Source organism: Leifsonia sp. Y862 (genome assembly GCF_057669585.1).
In genome coordinates, this window is the sequence record NZ_JBYHFR010000002.1 from 277453 (window position 1) to 293770 (window position 16318).

The following is a 16318-nucleotide window of genomic DNA, read 5'->3' on the forward strand; positions in this document are numbered from 1 at the left end:
CTGGCCTCAGCGGGCCGCGCGGGTTCCGACGGGGCGGCGCTCAAACCAGTACAACAGCTCAGGACTCGTGCGGTTGAGGTCGCGCAGGGTGACGGGTTCTTCGACACGGATGATGGGCGCGGCCAGCACGTCGATGACCGTTTCCATGTCGGCCAGTGCCCAGAACTGTCCGCGCATGCGGAGGGCCACGGTGCCGTCTGACTTCCTGACGAAGAGATTGGTATGGGTGTCGAGGGTGTCGCTCTGGTACAACTCAACCATCATGATGCTGTCGACGGCGGCAGCCGAGTATCGCGTCGTGCGTCCGAAGAACCCACGCTCGGTGAACCCGATGGGCGAGACGACGATCTTGAGATGTTGGTGCGAGTAGATGGCGTAGAAGATGCACGACGCCGCAATGACCTGCACGATAGCGACGGGGAGCCAGAGCCCGCGAGGAATGGTGAGCCAATAGAGCACGGCGAACAGGGGAACGAAGAACGCCAGAACGGCAGTCAGGCCCTGCTTGAAGAGGTGCCCAAGCGGACGTAACTCCGTCGCACGCTGTGCCCCCTCGAACAACACCCTGACCCCTTAGCTCAATTCATTCAGGGCAAGGCGGGGATGTTCCCCCAACGCAATTGACCTAGAAAATCTGACGATGAAATCACCTGCAACTGCAGGCGCCTGACGCTCCCCAGCGCCAGGATTTTATGTATTTAGTGAAAGCTACCGCGTTGAGCGCTGCGCTGCGGTATCAAACACCCCCGAGTCTGCCCCAACAATCGGGGGCAGAACGATGGTGTACCCCCCGAGTCTGCCCCACTTTGCGCATGCGTCATAGCCACACTTTGGGGGGTGTGTCATTGCGGCGGTTCTTGGGTCGCACTCATCGAGCTAGCCCGTCCGCTGGAAGCCTGTCACAGCGCTGATGTGGCCTATTTTGGACAACGTTCAGTCGTTAAGCAACAAATCACGCAAAACTGCGGCTGCGCCCTCGAGTCGCCTCGAATCACAATCCTGTTAACGACATAACGCCCGACCTGAGGCCGGGCGTTACGTTGTTGGCGGAGAATGGGGGACCCCGTCGTTCGGGCTCCGCCCTCACTCCTCCTCGAATCACAATTCCTGTTAAAAGAAAGAAGAGCCCGACCTTCGGCCTGGCTCTTCTTTCTTTGGCGGAGAATGGGGGATTCGAACCCCCGAGGGCTTTCACCCAACACGCTTTCCAAGCGTGCGCCATAGGCCACTAGGCGAATTCTCCAACTGAGTCGTACCCCGAAGGACAACGACCTCAAAGAATCTTACCCGGTCGGAGAGGGTGCTCGTGCCACCTCGAGGCGAGCGGCCGAAAATACGGGCAACTCGGCCGGTATGCGCGTCGATCGCGAACGCGGGTCAACTGGTGAGAGCCGCAACGGCGTCCCGCACCGGAACCTCGCCGCTGATCGCCTCGAACTGCGTGCGCACGGCTTCCCCGGTCACGAGGAGGTCGGCGAGGAGGGCAGCGACATCCGCTCGAGGGATGCTGCCGCGACCGGTCGACGCCGCGAGATTCACGGTGCCGGTTGCCGGATCGTCGGTGAGGCTCCCAGGGCGCACGATCGTCCAGTCGAGGCTGCGGCCCCGCACGTTGGCATCCGCTTCGCTCTTAGCCTTCAAGTAGACCTGGAACACGTCGTCAGAGTCCGGGTCGAAGTCATCGGCCGACATCGCTGAGACCAGCACGTAGCGACGGATGCCCGCCGCCTCTGCCGCATCGGCCAGCAGTATCGCGGCGTCACGGTCGACGGTCAGTTTTCGCTCTGCTGTGCTCCCCGGACCTGCGCCCGCTGCAAAAACAACCGCTTCAACGCCCTGTAAATCGGTCGCAAGCGTTGCTGCGTCGATGGCCTCAAGGTCGATCTGCACCGGTATCCCTCCAGCGACCAGCACGTCGGTGGCATGCTCAGGGTTGCGAATCAGGGCAACAGCCTGGTGGCCGGCGTCTGACAATTGTTTTTCGAGGAGCAGCGCGATCTTGCCGTGCCCACCTGCAATGGCGATTCTCATGGGTGATACCTCCGACTCCAGTGAACGCCCGCACCAGCAAAGGTGCAAGCTGACCTCGTGGATCGCGCGGTGCGCAGAGTTCGATTAGTATGGTTCATGGCTCCCCGCGTGGCGCCATCCAGGCCAACTCCCCCAGGACGGAAACGTAGCAAGGGTAACCGGGCTCTGGCGGGTGCGCGGGGAGTCTTTATCGTTAACTCCCGTTCGTGGTCAACTCCCATTCGTGGTCGAAGTTTCGGCGGTGCGTTTCAGCGAGGCGCTTGGCCCGTGCGAGACAGGCCGCATCAGCACCCAGAGGCACGCAGCGCCCAGCGCAAGTTCGACGGCACCGGCCAGGGCAAGCGCCGTCGACGGAGTGCCATCGACCGCCCAGGAGAGAGCACGGCCGCCGGCGTACGCGAGCAGCACAACGGCACCGATGAGTGCTGCAGCTGTTGTCAACCGTGCCAGGAATGCCCCCGCGACAACGGTCGCGCCCAGCAGAAGCAACGCCAGCCCTGCGGCGCGCAGCTCGCTCGTCAGATCGGTGTCACCGGCAAGCGCGATGCCGTAGCTGCTGTAGAACGCGTCGGGTGCGAACGCCGCACCAGCTCCGATGGCAACCAGCGTGAGGCCAGCGAGGAGCAGCACGATTCGGCGAAGCCTGCCGGTGCTCATGCCCAGGCCCCCGCCAAGGCTGCTTCGGTGAGCACGGCGCGCGCGTCGCGCGGACCGCGGCCGATCGCTTGGGCGACGCCATCGGTGGTGCTCTCGTTGCGACCGTCGAACACCTCACGGCAGAGCTCTGTGAGCAGCGTCGCGACCTCCGGCCCCTGCTCGGCGGCGACGGCCGCATGGAAGTCGTCGAATCCCATGGGCACGTAGTCGACGTTGCGCCCACTGATCTCTGACAACAGCGTCGCCACATCGGCGAACGTCAACAGCTGCGGACCTGTCACCTCATAGAGGCGGCCGTCATGGCCGTCTCCGGTGAGCGCTTCCACCGCCACGTCGGCGATGTCGTCGACGTCGATGAACGGCTCCCGCACGTTTCCAGCCGGAAGCGCGAGCACTCCGGTCTGGGCGGCGTCGCTCAGTGCACCCTCGGTGAAGTTCTGGATGAACCAGCTCGCACGCACGACGGTCGCTGGGATCCCGGAGGCGAACAGGATGTCTTCGCACCGACGCGCTCCGTCTTCGCCCCTGCCGGAGAGCATGACGATGCGCTGCACGCCGGCGTCGCGTGCGACCTCGGTTAGGCGGGTGATGGCGAGGTCCGATCCAGGAGCTGCGAGGTCTGGCACGTATGCGACGTAGAGCCGGTCGACGCCGCGAAGGGCCTGTGGCCACCCCTCCGGCTTCTCCCAATCGAACGCGGGGGTGGTCTCGCGGGACAGGCGGCGCACCGCGTGTCCTCGTTCGTCGAGCAGATCTGCGATGCGGCGCCCGGTCTTTCCGGTGGCACCGATCACGGCAATTGTTGAGGTCATGGTGGACTCCCTTTCGTTCTTCATGCGTCCACCTTCGCGGTGACGCGTCGGACGTACAATCGCCAGAAGTTCGTATCTCTGTGCTGATCGTCCAGCAGTTGGGACGCCTGGCCGTTCGGCATGTCACAGTGGACGCATGGTCAATCCCCGCAACCCCGGCAGCCAGGGCGCCGGTGATCAGCTCGGCGACGGACTCCACCTCCTGCGGTTCACGGGGGCGCTGTACTGCCGCGCCGAACTCTCCGCACCCTGGGGCGTTGAGTTCCCCGCGCTCGATGGGTACATGATGCTTCCGGTCGTGCTCGCCGGCCGCTGCATCCTCGAAATCGACGGTGAGCGCCATGCGCTCGAAGCCGGGAGCGCAGCACTCATTCCCCGGGCAGTGCCTCATAGGCTCCTGAGCGCAGCGGATGCCGCGAGCACGCCGCTCTTCGATATCCCCGTCGAGCAGGTCAGCGAGAAATACGAGCACATGCGCTTCGGCGGTGGCGGTGAACGCACCCAGATCGCCTATGCCGCGATGCAGGTCGATGCTCCCCTCACCGCTCGCCTGATCGAGGAACTGCCTGGCCTCATTCGCGTCGACGCCTGGGATGACACAGAGGCTGGCACGTTCCAGGCTGTGTTGCGGATGCTCGCCCGAGAGGCGGAGGGCAACCAGCCCGGCGGTGAGGCCGTGATGACGAGGCTGGCAGATGTACTGGTCATCCAGGTGCTGCGCTGGTGGTTGCGCACGACTGACACGGCGGCGAGCGGATGGCTCACTGCCCTTCGCGATCCACAGGTGGGTCACGCGCTCGGTCGCATGCACGACAAGCCGGGCCACGACTGGACCCTCGTGGAACTCGCGCGGCAGGTCAACATGTCGCGCTCCGCCTTCGCAGAGCGGTTCACGACCCTCGTCGGAGAGCCTCCGATGCGCTACCTCGCCGGGTGGCGGCTACAGCAGGCGCATTCGGAGCTGACGCGCACCACCGACTCGATCGGTTCAATCTCACGTCGAGTCGGCTACACCTCTGAGGCGTCATTCAACCGTGCATTCAAGCGCCATCACGGCGCGACACCGGGTGCCGTCCGTCGGATGAACCATGCGATCATCCCTGGTCTTCCTCGTGTGAATGGTGTGCAGTAGCGGCTGATGTCACATCCGTCTCCCGGTCGGTGTCTTCATGTGAAAGGCATACGACACCGATGGAGGAGACATCATGACTGACAACTCGAGAATTCCGGCAACCGAGATCACGGGCCTGTACGGAGGGCTCGTGAAGATCCTGAGTAAGAAGATGCTCGGCAAGGTCCCAGACTCGCTCGGGGTGCTGTGGCATCACCCCGCGGTGTTGAAGGACATGATGGGCTTCGGTCGCAAGACCGAGAAGTGGGATCGACTCGACCCGAACCTCGCGTCGCTCGCCAACATGGCAGCAGCCGCCACCGTCGGGTGCAGCTTCTGCCTCGACCTCCACTACTTCATGGCCCACAGCCATGGGCTCGATGAGGCCAAGGCGCGCGAGGTACCAGCATGGCGCGAGTCTGAACTGTTCACCCCGCTTGAGCGCCGGGTCATGGAGTACGCAGAGGCGATGAGCCAGACCCCGCCGGCCGTCACCGACGCACTGTCAGACGAACTGCTCGCCGAGTTGGGAGCTCCGGCCGTGGTCGAGCTTGCCGCCAGGGTCGGGTCCATGAACTTGTCAGCGCGCATGAACATCGCCCTCGGCATCCACTCGGCGGAATTCTCGGATTCCTGCGGTCTGGAGCCGCTCGCCCGCCGCTCGACAGACGTAGGCTCCACGGCATGACAGAGGATCCGTTTGTCGCTCACCGCAGCCTGCTCTTCACTGTCGCCTACGAGATGCTCGGCTCAGCGGCCGACGCCGAAGACGTACTGCAGGAGTCCTGGCTGCGCTGGGCAGCGGTCGACCACGAACATGTGCAGGATGCGCGCCCCTACCTGGTACGGATTGTGACGCGTCAAGCGCTTAACCATGTGCGCACCGTGTCACGGCGACGCGAGGCATATGTGGGCGAGTGGCTGCCTGAGCCGCTGCTCACGAGCCCGGATGTCGCCGACGACGTGGAGCTCGCCGAGAGCGTGTCGATCGCCATGCTCACCGTGCTTGAAACACTCGGCCCAGTGGAGCGTGCCGTGTTCGTGTTGCGCGAGGTCTTCGATGTGCCATACGACGAGATCGCTGAGGCCGTCGGCAAGACGACGGCGGCCGTGCGCCAGATCGCCCACAGGGCGAAAGATCACGTGGCGGCACGTCGTCCGCGCGTTTCGGTGGAGCAGGCAGAACAGAAACGGGTGGTCGAACGGTTCATCACTGCCATCAACACCGGCGATGTGCAGGGCTTCATGGAGGTGCTCGCGCCAGATGTCGTGCTGGTCGCCGACGGCGGGGGACGTGTGGGTGCCGCGCGGCGCCCGATCATCGGCGCAGAACGACTTGTCACCTTCCTCTTCGGAGGAATGGCCAAACTGCCCACGCCGCTCGTTGGCTCGCCGGTGTGGCTCAACGGCGCGCACGGCGCCCGATTCGAGCTCGGCGGCGAACTCGTCGCCGCGGTCAGCCTGACCGTCGAGAACGGCCGGATCACCCGGCTCTACTCGATGGTCAATCCACAGAAGCTGGCACGGCTCGACGCGGAAGCGGCGCTTGCCCGCTAGCCGAACACTGTTCACACACACCCCTGCCGGTCGCAGAGGGCCCCCGCGTAGAGTGAGGGTGCAAGCTGACGCCCCAAACTACTGAGCGTGGAGGCACCGATGGTCGAATCGTCCGGCATCAACTCGAGCAGCACATCGAAGGCACCGCATAAAGGCGGTCTAGCCCGCACCGAAGGTCACCCGCGCAACGAGTGGCCGAGCCGAGAAGCCGTAGGGCTTTCCCCCGAGGCGCTCGCCAGCGTTGATGCCTGGTGGCGCGCAGCGAACTATCTCTCCATCGGCCAGATTTACCTGCTCGCGAACCCCCTGCTGCGCGAGCCGCTCAGCCGCGACCACATCAAGCCGCGCCTGCTCGGGCACTGGGGAACGACGCCCGGCCTCAACTTCGTCTATGCGCACCTGAACCGTGCCATCCAGGAGCGCGACCTCAACACCATCTACATCGCAGGCCCCGGCCATGGTGGACCCGGCATGGTGGCCAACGGGTACCTCGACGGCACGTACAGCGAGGTCTACTCCGACATCGACCAGAGCGTGCACGGTCTCACCCGCCTCTTCCGGCAGTTCTCCTTCCCCGGCGGCATCCCGAGCCACGCATCGCCAGAGACACCGGGGTCCATCCACGAGGGCGGTGAGCTCGGCTACGCGCTCAGCCACGCCTATGGCGCAGCCTTCGACAATCCAGACCTCCTGGTGGCGGCCGTCGTGGGCGACGGCGAGGCAGAGACCGGTCCGCTGGCCACCAGCTGGCACTCCAACAAGTTCGTCGACCCGCTCCAGGACGGCGTCGTGCTGCCGATCCTGCACCTGAACGGGTACAAGATCGCCAACCCCACCGTGCTGGCGCGCATCCCAGAGGAAGAACTTCTCGACCTCATGCGCGGCTATGGACACAAGCCGCACCTGGTTTCAGGGGGGTTCGACGGCGAAGATCCGATGCTGGTCCACGAGCGGATGGCCGCCGTGCTCGACACCGTGCTCAACGAGATCGCCGAGATCAAGCGACAGGCCAGGGCCGGTGAGCCAATCGCCACCCATCCGCGCTGGCCCATGATCATCCTGCGCACGCCGAAAGGCTGGACCTGCCCTGCCGTCATCGACGGGCTGCCCGTTGAGAACACGTGGCGCGCCCACCAGGTTCCGCTCGCGAATGCGCGCGACACCGAAGCGCACACGCGCATCCTGGAGGGCTGGCTGCAGAGCTACCGGCCAGACGAACTCTTCGACGACGATGGTGCGCCGGTCGATCTCATCACGCAGCTCGCGCCGGTCGGCGACCTCCGGATGAGCGCCAATCCCATCGCCAACGGCGGCCTGCTCCGACGTGACCTGCGGCTGCCCGACTTCCGCGACTACGCCGTTGACGTGCCGAAACCGGGCGCGACCACCGACGAGGCGACGCGGGTGCTCGGCGGGTGGCTGGCCGACGTCATCCGCTTGAACCCGGATAATTTCCGCATCTTCGGGCCGGATGAAACGGCATCCAATCGTCTGGCTCCTGCCGTGTACCAGACGACAGACAAGCAGTTCGATGGCGCGATCTGGCCCATCGACGAGCATCTTGCTCGCGTCGGCCAGGTCATGGAGATGCTGTCGGAGCACCAGTGCCAGGGGTGGCTGGAGGGCTACCTGCTGACGGGGCGCCACGGCATGTTCAACTGCTACGAAGCCTTCATCCACATCATCGACTCGATGTTCAACCAGCACGCGAAGTGGCTGAAGGTGACGCGGGAGATCCCGTGGCGTCGGCCGATCGCAAGCCTCAACTACCTGCTGAGTTCGCATGTCTGGCGGCAGGACCACAACGGCTTCAGCCACCAGGACCCCGGCTTCATCGACCACGTCGTCAACAAGAGCGCAGAGGTCGTGCGGGTGTACCTGCCGTTCGACGCCAACACGCTGCTGTCGACCTACGATCACTGCCTGCGCTCCGTCGACTACGTCAACGTTGTCGTCGCCGGCAAGCAGCCAGCCCCGAACTGGCTCACCATGGACGAGGCGATCGCGCACTGCACGCGCGGCGTCGGCATCTTCGACTGGGCTGGCACAGAGATGCCAGGGCTCGAACCGGATGTCGTGCTCGCGGCAGCAGGCGACGTCCCGACCTATGAGGTGCTGGCCGCTGCCTCGATCCTGCGTGAGCGGATCCCCGACCTGCTGGTGCGCGTGGTGAACGTGGTCGACCTCATGCGGCTGCAGTCGAACGACGATCACCCGCACGGCATGACCGACCATGAGTTCGACGCGGTCTTCACGACGGATTCGCCCATCATTTTCGCGTACCACGGCTACCCGTGGCTCATCCATCGCCTCACGTACAAGCGCAACGGGCACGCGAACATCCACGCCCGCGGGTACAAGGAGAACGGCACGACGACAACGCCGTTCGACATGGTGATGCTGAACGACCTCGACCGGTACCACCTGGTGATCGACGTGATCGATCGGGTGCCTGGCCTCGCCACCCGCACCGGAGCTCTCCGCCAGGAGATGCAGGATGCCCGGCTGCGCGCCAGGCAGTACACCCGCGACCACGGCGAAGACATTCCGGAGGTCGCAGATTGGGCATGGGATCCGACGGCGCGCGGCGCGCTCAGCTTCGATTCGACCGGCGGCGATAACGTATAGCTGTGGCACGTAGCATCTACATCACCTCCGCTGAGGGGCACACCGGCAAGTCAACCATCGCGCTCGGAACTCTCGACACGCTTGCGCATCAGGTTAAGCGGGTGGGAGTGTTCCGGCCGATCGCGCGATCCACCGCCGAACCGGACTACGTGGTCGAGCTGTTGCTCGGCCACGACAGTGTTCACCTCGAGTACGACGAGTGCATCGGCGTCAGCTATGACGACGTGCACCATGACGCTGAGGCTGCGCTGTCGCGTATCGTCGAGCGCTACAAGCTCGTCGAGGCCCAGTGCGACGCCGTCGTGATCGTCGGGTCTGATTACACGGATGTCGGCAGCCCGACAGAGCTCGGCTACAACGCCCGCATCGCGGCCAACCTCGGCGCCCCTGTGCTGCTGGTGCTCGGCGGACGCGCTGAGCAGGGTTCAGGCGAACGCCTCGGCCAGGCCGACCCGCGCAGCGCCACCCAGATGAACGACATCGCCGAGCTGGCGCTGCTTGAGCTGCGTTCAGCCCACGCCACACTCGTGGCCGTCATCGCGAACCGCGTCGAAGCGACGCAACTCGACGGCATCCGCTCTGCCATTCTCGACGCCAAGCCAGGTGTGCCGGTCTGGGTGATTCCCGAAGACCCGTACCTGATCGCACCAAGCATGGACTCGATCATGCGGGCCACGAACGGAAGCCTGCTGAAGGGTGACCCGGCGCTGCTCACCCGTGAGGCGCTTGGCGTTGTGGTGGCCGGCATGAGCATGGTCAACGTGCTGCCCCGACTCATCCAGGGCGCGGTTCTCGTCGTGGCCGGCGACCGCACAGAGGTGCTGCTCGCCGTCATGATGGCGCAAAGCTCAGGCACGTTCCCGTCGATCGCCGGCGTCATCCTGAACGGCGGCTTCGACCTGCCAGAGCCTGTTGAACGCCTGCTCGACGGGCTGCCACAGTCACTGCCGATCATCCGCACCGAGCTCGGCACCTACGAAACCATTGTCGCGATCACGCGCACGCGCGGACGCCTCGCCGCCGATTCGCAGCGCAAGTATGATGCAGCGCTGGCGCTCTTCGAGAAGCACGTGAACGCATCCGAATTGCTGGACCTCTTGCACCTGGCCCGCACCGACGTTGTCACGCCGCTCATGTTCGAGCACGGGCTGCTCGAACGTGCTCGCCAGGCCCGCAAACACATCGTGTTGCCTGAAGGCGACGACGACCGCGTGCTGCGCGCCGCCCACACGCTGCTCGCCCGTGAGGTAGCCGAACTGACGATTCTCGGCGAACCATTCGAGGTGCACTCGCGTGCCATCGAACTGGGGCTCGATATCAGCCGCGCCCAGGTGCTGTCGCCGCACGACGCCGTGCTCAGCCACAAGTTCGCGGTGGAGTACGCGCGGCTCCGCGCCCACAAGGGCGTCACGATTGAGCAGGCGCGCGACCAGGTGAGCGACGTGTCGTACTTCGGCACGATGATGGTGCACCTTGGCCTCGCCGACGGCATGGTGTCAGGCGCTGTGCACACCACGGCGCACACCATCCGTCCGGCCTTCGAGATCATCAAGACCAAGCCACACGTCGATGTCGTGTCGAGTGTCTTCCTCATGGCATTGCAAGACCGGGTGCTGGTCTACGGCGACTGCGCGGTCATCCCGACGCCCAACGCATCAGAGCTCGCCGACATCGCCATCTCGTCGAGCGCAACGGCCGAACAGTTCGGCATCGAGCCGCGCGTGGCCATGCTGTCGTATTCGACGGGGGAGTCCGGCACGGGCGCCGACGTCGAAAAGGTGCGGGAGGCCACCGCCCTGGTGCGCTCTCGCCGCCCAGACCTGCTCGTCGAAGGCCCGATCCAGTACGACGCGGCAGCGGATGCCGCGGTCGCCGCCACAAAGATGCCAGACTCCAAGGTCGCCGGCCGCGCAACGGTGTTCATCTTCCCCGACCTGAACACCGGGAACAACACGTACAAGGCTGTGCAGCGGTCGGCGGGCGCCGTGGCGATCGGACCGATCCTGCAGGGTCTCCGCAAGCCCATCAACGACCTGTCGCGCGGAGCGCTGGTGCAGGACATCGTCAACACCGTTGCGATCACCGCGATCCAGGCCGCGAGCGAGGACCAGGCGTGAAGGCTGTATTCGTCGTCAACTCCGGTTCGTCGTCGATCAAGTACCAGCTGATCAATCCCCGGGCACAGAAACCGCTCCTGAGCGGCTTGATTGAGCGGATCGGCGAGCCGGGATCGTCGATCCCCGACCATGAGTTCGGCATGAGCATTGTGCTGGCCAAGCTGGGTGACCTGAGCCGCGACATCGTGGCCGTCGGGCATCGCGTCGTGCACGGCGGCAGCGAGTTCGACGGGCCAACGCTCATCACGCCGGAGGTCGAGTCGGAGATCGACGCGCTCTCGCGGCTCGCGCCCCTGCACAACCCGGCCAACCTGCTCGGCATCCGTGCGGCGAAGAAGGCCCTGCCCGATGTGCCGCACGTCGCCGTGTTCGACACCGCATTCCACCAGACCCTGGCACCGGATGCCTACACGTATGCCATCGACCGCGAACTCGCCGAGCAGTACAAGGTGCGCCGCTATGGCTTCCACGGCACGTCGGTCAAGTACGTGTCAGAGTTGGCCGCCACGCTGCTGAAGAAGCCGCTCGCAGACGTGCGCACGATCGTGCTGCACCTCGGCAACGGTGCATCGGCGACGGCGGTGGACGGTGGCAAGTCGATCGACACCTCCATGGGGTTGACCCCGCTGCAGGGACTCGTGATGGGCACGCGCTCCGGCGACATCGACCCCGCCGTCGTCGCCCACCTCAGCCGCGCGGCCGGTATGACCGTCAACGAGATCGACACCATGCTGAACCGCCGCAGCGGCCTCCTCGGCCTCACCGGCACGGGCGATATGCGCGATGTGCAGGGGGCTGCCAACGACGGTGACGAGAATGCCGAGCTGGCCTTGCGGGTCTGGCGTCATCGCATCCGTCACTACATCGGCGCCTATTACGCGCAGCTGGGCGGGCTCGACGCGCTGGTCTTCACGGCCGGTGTCGGTGAGAACAACGCGCTGCTGCGCCGCCGCGCGCTCGCGGGACTCGAGCACCTCGGTATCTTCATCGACCCAGATCGCAACGAACTCGCCTCGAAGAAGGAGCGGATCATCTCGCCAGACGGGGCGCCCGTCACGGTGATGGTGATTCCGACGAACGAAGAGCTGGAAATCGCGAGGCAGACGCTGTCGGTGACGGCCTAGCGCGGGCGGGCTGGCTGGCGGCCCGGCATTCAGGCGCTCAGGCGCGCAGGCGCTTGGGCAGCCCGGCGGATTGCAGGATGAGCTGCTGCGATCGGTTCGAGCGGAGAAAATGCAACACGCCGCGCTTGAGTGGCGCTTAGAGGCGGCGAGTCGCAAAAACTCCGCCTGAACGCTTGCCAAGGAGCGCGATCCGGCGAGCGCGATAGAGCGGATGCGGCGACCTTCGGCGAACGGATGCGGCAGTCTTGGCGCGAGCGGTCACAGCCCTCGGCGATTGCGCTCAGACCCGGCATCCTGAACCATCCGCTCAATGGTGCTGAGCGTGGCGCCCCAGTCGTGCAGGATCATCTGCTGGGTCAGCCGAAGCGTACGGAGCCCCAGCCGTTCACAGAATGCGTCGCGATTGCGATCCGGATGGAATCGATCAGCGCCATGCCACTTTTTTCCATCAGTCTCGATGGCAACGCAATCTTCCACGATGAGATCCTCGACATACGGGCCGACGGGAACCTGGGCCATGACGCGAAATCCCCGGTGTCTGAGGCGTCGCCGCACGATGGTCTCCTGCCCAGAGTCCGACGTGAACTCCAGTTCGCGGATGCCTGCCGCGAGTCGTCGAGGCGCCACCCTGCAGATCTGATTCACTTCACGGCGCGTAAGAAACCCCTCGCTCACGGCGGATTCCAGACATGCGATGGCATGCTCTTCGTCGAGGCAATGGATGCTCTGCCAGACCGCGCCCATCGGGCTCACGAGCCAGGAGCGCTCCCGGCGATCGCGGAATCGCGGTTCAGACCAGTGAATCGTCTGGGCGCTGGCCAGCTCGGCGGCTACATGCCCGTGCGGCGTTCGTTGCAGGTGCAGCGTCCTGTCGGTTCCGGCCCAGACCCCCGCCATTGCGAGGGCGCTGACGCAGGTAATCCTGGCAGGGACGGATGCCGCCAGCCGCCGGTTCGCATCCGCGTGCGCGCAGACATAGTGGCCCCGAACGGCCCGGATGATGACCCCAGCATCTACCGCGGCACGAAGATGTTCCACCGGAATTCCAACTCGAAACAGCTCGCTGGTGGATGCAACATGACCGTTTGCGCAGAGCGCACGGGTGACTGGAAACATCTGGCAACGTTCGGCCATCGTGGCTCGCGACAGCGTGACGACCGAAGAACGGGGGAGAAGGGACGAGGAGCAGGTGCGGGGGAGGACGCGGTGTGCACCGGTCGGGATATGCCACGAGACGGTCGAGGCTGCGCGCGCATCCGCTCAGGTGGAGAACGAGCATCCGTTCAGGCGGAGAAAATGTGAAACGCCGGGTGTTTCTGCCACATCTGACCGGCGTTTCGCAAAAAACTCCGCTCGAACTGCTGCTGGCGCTGCTGCTGCTGGTTCCGGTGCTGCGGGTGCAACTGCACCCGCAGCACCGGGTTCACGGAGAACTACGTCGTGATCTGCTCGGCCGGAGCGTACTCCTGCACGAAGGCCAGCGCCTCGTCGGCGACTTCCTTCCAGCCGCTGTCGATGGTGAGCGAGTGACCGCGTCCTGGAATGATGATCTCGACGGTGACGCCGGGATTCTTGGCCTGGATCTTGTAGCTGGCATTCGTGATTGCCGGTGGCACCGTGTTGTCGTTCTCGCTGCCGATGATCAGCAAAGGTCCGCGGTCGGGGTTCTTGGAGTCGACCCTGGTTTCACCGCCGAACGGATTGAAATTCGCCGTTGCCGCCTGGAACAGCGGGGCTCCCGCCGCTGGCACGTGGTACGTGTCGAACAGCTCGCGGGCCTCGTCTTCGTCCAGGTTGTTCGCCCAGCCGTACGTGAACTGGTCGAAGGTCAAGGCGACGCCCTTGCCGATGTTCGTCGGGTTGCCGAGAATCGGCGATGACGATTTCAGGGCAGAGAGCGGCAGCGGCAAGACGCCCTTGAACGGGGCATTGTTGATCGACACGGTGGCGGCCGCGACTCCTTCGCCCGCAATCTTCTGGGCGATGAGTCCGCCGAAGGAGTGTCCGATCACGACCGGGGCCTGATCGAGCAGCCGGATCGCGGCCAGGTAGTGGTCGGTCACCTGCTGCACCATCTTGTGGGCGAAAACCTCGGGGTGTTCGCGCGCTTCCGCGACGGTGTCTGGGTCATCCGGCCAACCGGGAGCCAGAGTGGCGTATCCGTTCTCTTCGAACAGGTCCCGCCACTTCTTCCAGCTGCTGGAGAGCAGCCACAATCCATGAACGAAAACGACAGGAACCAGCCCTGACGCGTTCGCCTTCTCAATTTCGGTGAGCTCCCAGTCGGCGAGGACGGGAGCTGGTTCGGTGGAGCTCATTCTTGTCCTCTGTTCTCTCAGGTGGCGCAGAACGATAAGGCGCGGCGTGGGTAGCGCAGCGTGTTGCAGAGAATACGCCCAGCGGATGCCGCCACGCGAGAATTTTCTTGTCGCATGGCGTCATGTTCGGGCAGCAGCTCGCGGCGGTTAGCTCTCGTTGCGACGCGGGATCAGGCTCATGCCGACGGCACCCGCGGCTACCAGGCCGATCGCCCACCACGGAAAACCCGCGTCGAGGGATCCGGCAGGCGTCACGACCACCTCAGGCGCGGCGAGGGCTGGCGAGTCGTCAGCGCTGGCGCTGGCCGGCCACGAGCGCGTGGTGATGAGCGCGCTCGGCAGGGCGCTCTGCCCCGGCTCCCAGTGGGCGAAGAGAGCGAGGTTGCCGAGCACGGGCGAAGCGGCATCCCACCGAGTGTCCTGCCCAGCAGTCACCGACGTGTACCAACCGGCAAATGTGTGGCCTATCAGGGTGGGATCCACCGGGATCCGGACGCGCTCGCCGTAGCCAACGATCTGCGCCTGGATGGCGCTGCCGCCGCGGCTGTCGAAGCTGACGGTGTGAGTGGCCGGCGCCCAGATGGCCCGCAGGGTGAGGTCTCCGGTGACAGCAGTGGTTGGATCCCAGGCCACGTCAGTTCCGTCGGCCGAGCGGATGCTCCAACCCGCGAAGACGAAGCCCGCCCGCGTTGGGTCGGCCGGCAGGGGCGCTGTACTGCCGTAGTCGACAATCAGCGTCGCGATGGCAGCGCTGCCCAGACCGATAAAGGTGACGGTGTGGTTGTCCAGCGTCCACTCGGCGTAGAGGTCCAGATCGCCGGCGACCGGAGCACCCGGGTCCCAGAGTGGCCCGCCACCGAGTCCGCCGCCGACTCCGCCGCTGCTCCCGGAACCAACGCCGTCGGATGTGGTGCGCCAACTCGCCGAGTGTCCGACGCGGGCGAAGACGAATCCGGTGCGCGCGGCATCCTGAACGGATGTCGGCAGCACAGCCGCTGCCGCCCGCTCGGCATAGAGCGTCAGGAGCGCAGGGACGTCATCGAGGCCGACAGCGTGAAATCGGAGAACTGCGTTGTCGCCGGCCAGCGTGATGCCTGGGTCGATCGTTCCCGAGTTCAGGAGCACGCCGGCATTCTGCACAACGCCGGCGCCAACAGTGCCGGCAGTGCCGACAGCGCCGACAGCGCCGACAGCGCCGACAGCGGCGACGGGCGTAAGGCGCCCACGGTTGTCGAAAACACCGGCGTTCTGGATGCCGCCGCCCAGCGAGATGCTCGCGGTGTTCACGACGGTCGCCCCCTGCGAAACGACCAGGGCATCGCCGTGCGGAATGACCAGGGTGCCAGCCCCTGACAGGCTGAGCGTTGCGCCGGCTGGAACGCCGATGGCGGCCTGGCCAGAGTCGCCACTGGCAGTAAGACTGTGGCCGTTCAGGTCAACGACAACGGATGCATCCTGCGGCACGAACAGGGCACCACCGATGATGTCGGCGTCCAACCGAATAGCTGAACCGGAGCTGGTTGACGCTGCGACGGCATCCGTCAACTGAGCTGCGGTGGTCACGGCTGTCGGGGAAGGCGTCGATGATGTTGGCGCAGCAGCAGCAGCAGCAGCAGCAGCAGCAGCAGCAGCAGCAGGTGCAGCAAGGGGAGACACCTCAGGAGATGCCTGGGCGAGCGTTGTCTGCGTGAGCGTTTCGGCACTGGCTGGACTCGCTGGCACGAGAACGGATGCGAGGCAGAGGATGAGGCCCGTCACCACGGCCAGCGCAGCGGCCGCCCTGAGGGGAGCCGCTTCGGCGCGGGACGCGGTGTGAACGTGTTGGCGACGGTCGGCGAACCGGAACGGATTCGTCGTCCAATCAGCCATTCAGTTGTCTCCATAGCGTCAAGAGTCGATCGCCATCAGCTTAGCGATGAGCGTGTCGTTTTCCGAGCAGCCGCTGCCCCCAAAACGGCCTCAT

General features: G+C 65.2%; 13 protein-coding genes, 1 tRNA gene and 1 other RNA gene. 7 read left to right on the plus strand and 8 right to left on the minus strand.

Features of this window, described 5'->3' with window-relative positions:
• Window positions 1-6: 6 nt before the first annotated feature.
• From AC25Z0_RS11475 to AC25Z0_RS11485, 3 genes are all read right to left on the minus strand, one after another.
• Complete coding sequence (locus AC25Z0_RS11475; RefSeq protein ID WP_488119786.1) at window positions 7-564, minus strand: hypothetical protein; 558 nt, start codon at window positions 562-564, stop codon at window positions 7-9.
• Between the two features lie 591 nt (window positions 565-1155).
• Window positions 1156-1243, minus strand: a tRNA-Ser gene (locus AC25Z0_RS11480).
• 134 nt (window positions 1244-1377) lie between these two features.
• Complete coding sequence (locus AC25Z0_RS11485; protein ID WP_488133297.1) at window positions 1378-2031, minus strand: SDR family oxidoreductase; 654 nt, start codon at window positions 2029-2031, stop codon at window positions 1378-1380.
• Between the two features lie 95 nt (window positions 2032-2126).
• Between AC25Z0_RS11485 and ffs the strand changes: the two genes are divergently transcribed.
• Window positions 2127-2223, plus strand: an RNA gene (gene ffs / locus AC25Z0_RS11490) — signal recognition particle sRNA small type.
• An 18-nt stretch (window positions 2224-2241) separates the two neighbouring features.
• Here the strand turns inward: ffs and AC25Z0_RS11495 are convergent.
• Window positions 2242-2688 (minus strand): DUF4345 domain-containing protein, encoded by a 447-nt coding sequence (locus AC25Z0_RS11495; protein ID WP_488133298.1) that lies wholly within the window; start codon window positions 2686-2688, stop codon window positions 2242-2244.
• A complete protein-coding gene (locus AC25Z0_RS11500) occupies window positions 2685-3500 on the minus strand; it encodes an NmrA family NAD(P)-binding protein (protein WP_488133299.1) in 816 nt (271 codons plus the stop codon). Before AC25Z0_RS11500 ends, AC25Z0_RS11495 begins: the two co-directional genes overlap by 4 nt.
• A gap of 136 nt (window positions 3501-3636) precedes the next feature.
• On the opposite strand from AC25Z0_RS11500, the gene AC25Z0_RS11505 reads away from it, so the two are divergent.
• From AC25Z0_RS11505 to AC25Z0_RS11530, 6 genes are all read left to right on the plus strand, one after another.
• The gene (locus AC25Z0_RS11505) at window positions 3637-4632 is read left to right on the plus strand and encodes an AraC family transcriptional regulator (protein ID WP_488133300.1); all 996 of its coding nucleotides are present in this window, start codon (window positions 3637-3639) and stop codon (window positions 4630-4632) included.
• Window positions 4633-4705: 73 nt separating this feature from the next.
• A complete protein-coding gene (locus tag AC25Z0_RS11510; protein WP_488133301.1) occupies window positions 4706-5299 on the plus strand; it encodes a carboxymuconolactone decarboxylase family protein in 594 nt (197 codons plus the stop codon).
• Window positions 5296-6168 (plus strand): RNA polymerase sigma-70 factor, encoded by an 873-nt coding sequence (locus AC25Z0_RS11515; RefSeq protein WP_488133302.1) that lies wholly within the window; start codon window positions 5296-5298, stop codon window positions 6166-6168. The genes AC25Z0_RS11510 and AC25Z0_RS11515 overlap by 4 nt, the downstream gene beginning before the upstream one ends.
• A 99-nt stretch (window positions 6169-6267) precedes the next feature.
• Window positions 6268-8796 (plus strand): phosphoketolase family protein, encoded by a 2529-nt coding sequence (locus AC25Z0_RS11520; RefSeq protein WP_488119797.1) that lies wholly within the window; start codon window positions 6268-6270, stop codon window positions 8794-8796.
• A gap of 2 nt (window positions 8797-8798) precedes the next feature.
• A complete protein-coding gene (gene pta, locus AC25Z0_RS11525; RefSeq protein ID WP_488133303.1) occupies window positions 8799-10913 on the plus strand; it encodes a phosphate acetyltransferase in 2115 nt (704 codons plus the stop codon).
• On the plus strand, window positions 10910-12037 hold the full coding sequence (locus AC25Z0_RS11530; RefSeq protein ID WP_488119799.1) for an acetate/propionate family kinase: 1128 nt from the start codon (window positions 10910-10912) through the stop codon (window positions 12035-12037). Before pta ends, AC25Z0_RS11530 begins: the two co-directional genes overlap by 4 nt.
• A 258-nt stretch (window positions 12038-12295) precedes the next feature.
• Here AC25Z0_RS11530 and AC25Z0_RS11535 read toward each other — a convergent pair whose 3' ends face one another.
• The 3 genes from AC25Z0_RS11535 to AC25Z0_RS11545 all read right to left on the minus strand — a co-directional run bounded on the left by AC25Z0_RS11535 (window position 12296) and on the right by AC25Z0_RS11545 (window position 16224).
• Window positions 12296-13075: an endonuclease domain-containing protein gene (locus AC25Z0_RS11535; protein ID WP_488119800.1), complete on the minus strand. Its 780-nt coding sequence runs from the start codon at window positions 13073-13075 to the stop codon at window positions 12296-12298.
• Window positions 13076-13470: 395 nt separating this feature from the next.
• The gene (locus AC25Z0_RS11540) at window positions 13471-14355 is read right to left on the minus strand and encodes an alpha/beta hydrolase (protein WP_488119801.1); all 885 of its coding nucleotides are present in this window, start codon (window positions 14353-14355) and stop codon (window positions 13471-13473) included.
• Window positions 14356-14502: 147 nt separating this feature from the next.
• Window positions 14503-16224 carry an InlB B-repeat-containing protein gene (locus AC25Z0_RS11545; RefSeq protein ID WP_488133304.1) on the minus strand — a complete coding sequence of 574 codons (1722 nt, stop codon included), beginning with the start codon at window positions 16222-16224 and terminating at the stop codon, window positions 14503-14505.
• Between the last annotated feature and the right edge of the window lie 94 nt (window positions 16225-16318).